This window comes from Arthrobacter sp. Hiyo1 (assembly GCF_001263615.2).
Taxonomy (GTDB): domain Bacteria; phylum Actinomycetota; class Actinomycetes; order Actinomycetales; family Micrococcaceae; genus Arthrobacter.
Window position 1 is genome coordinate 779,182 of sequence record NZ_DF952468.1, and the last position, 1,768, is coordinate 780,949.

The 1,768-nt window shown below is 59.9% G+C and carries 2 protein-coding genes; one reads left to right on the forward strand and one right to left on the reverse strand.

All coding sequences use genetic code 11. The features are described from left to right. Nucleotides 1-1,082: bifunctional lysylphosphatidylglycerol flippase/synthetase MprF (locus AHiyo1_RS03410; RefSeq protein WP_113990542.1), on the forward strand; the 1,082-nt coding region annotated here is incomplete at its 5' end. Between the two features lie 73 nt (nt 1,083-1,155). On the opposite strand, the gene AHiyo1_RS03415 is transcribed toward AHiyo1_RS03410, so the two are convergent. After that, nucleotides 1,156-1,359 (reverse strand): cold-shock protein, encoded by a 204-nt coding sequence (locus AHiyo1_RS03415; protein ID WP_028264741.1) that lies wholly within the window; start codon nt 1,357-1,359, stop codon nt 1,156-1,158. Between the last annotated feature and the right edge of the window lie 409 nt (nt 1,360-1,768).

A 1,768-nucleotide genomic window follows, 5' to 3' on the forward strand; every position in this document is an offset into this window, starting at 1 on the left:
TGGCAGCGGTGTGGACGCTGCTCCTGAAACGGCAGCACGGGCCCGGCGGCGACGATCCGGCCCGCCTGGCGGCCAAGGCTTTGGTCAAACGCGGCGGGGAGTCGCTTTCGTGGATGGCGCTGTGGGAGCCGAACAAGTTCTGGTTCACTCCCGGAATGGACGCTGGAATTGCCTACCAGCAGCACGGAAACGTGGCACTGACCCTTGCCGGACCGTTCGGTGATCCCGCACAAGCCCCTGCCGCGACCGAAGGGTTCCTGGACTACTGTGCGCACCATGCATTGGTGCCGTGCCTCTATTCCTGCACCGAGGAATTGTGGCCGATGCTGCAATCCGCGGGATTTCGCCGAATTGCGGTCGCCCAGGAAACCCGGCTCTCCATCCGTGACCTTGAGTTCACGGGCAAAGCGTGGCAAAACGTCCGTACAGCAAAGAACCGCGCGCTAAAGGCCGGCGTTGAAGCCCGGTGGGGGCGCTATTCGGAGTTTCCGCAACACGTACGCTCCCAACTCGGCGAAGTGTCGGAAGAGTGGGCCGCCAGGAAAAAAGTACCCGAAATGGGCTTTACCTTGGGTTCCCTCGACGAGCTGATGGTCGATGAAGTGCTGTGCTGCATCGCCGTCGACCGCAAAGGGTTTGTCTTTGGGGTCACCAGTTGGCTGCCGGTGTTTCGTGACGGGCGGGTGATCAGCTGGACCTTGGATTTCATGCGTCGGCGAAGCGATGCCTTTCCTGGCCTCATGGAATTCATGATTGCCTCGGCAGTGCACGAGTTGCGGCAGGGAGTGGAGGTCATTTCTTTGTCGGGCTCTCCTCTTGCCGGCGAGACCGAGGAATTCTCCAGCGGGGAAGCCGGCCTGGCGGGCATTCTCGACCTCGTGGGCAGGACCCTGGAACCCGTTTACGGATTCCGCTCATTGGCCCGCTTCAAATCGAGGTTCCAGCCGGAGTACAGGACTTTGTATATGTACTATCAGGACAGCCTGGAGATTCCCGCGATCGGCGCCGCGCTAAGCCGCGCATATTTGCCCGGGCTATCCGTTCGCCAAACTGCCAGGCTTCTCCGCACCCTGGTCGCCTGAAAAGGAAAAGGGGTCCCGCAGCCTGTGCGGAACCCCTTCCCTGAACCTGCCAAGCAGAATTCAAGCAGTCAAACTAGACGGCGGTTACGCCGGTGGCCTGCGGGCCCTTTGCGCCCTGACCGATCTCGAACTGAACACGCTGGTTCTCGTCGAGGGTGCGGAATCCGCCGGTCTGGATCTCGGAGTAGTGGACAAAGACGTCGCCTTCAGCGTCGTCCGGGGTAATGAAGCCGAAGCCCTTTTCAGCGTTGAACCACTTGACGGTGCCCAGTGCCATTTTTGTTTCTCCTCATTGTGGAACTATTAAGTCCGGCACACCGCGTGCCGGCCTTGGTTACTCCGCGAGAAGACCTGGTATTCCGTCCAAGCAAGGCCTGGTTGGCTTCGCAGGAGCTTCACGCTCGCAACACGTCTTGCGAGCATGAATCACACCTACACAAAGACTGCTACAACACTTTCATGGCGGATAGTGGAGGTCAACGGTCTGCTGGGGAATTCCGACAAATTTTAAGTAAAAAGAAGGTAACGGAAGAAAGCGCGCCGGCCACGGGATCCGCCATGGGGAACCCGCCAATTCGGCCTAGGCGAGCCAATCACCATTGCGCAATACGCCAGCGAGTTGAAGCTCCTTGTCCACGACGACGAGATCGGCCCGCAAGCCCCTGCGAAGGCCGCCAAGTTCATCG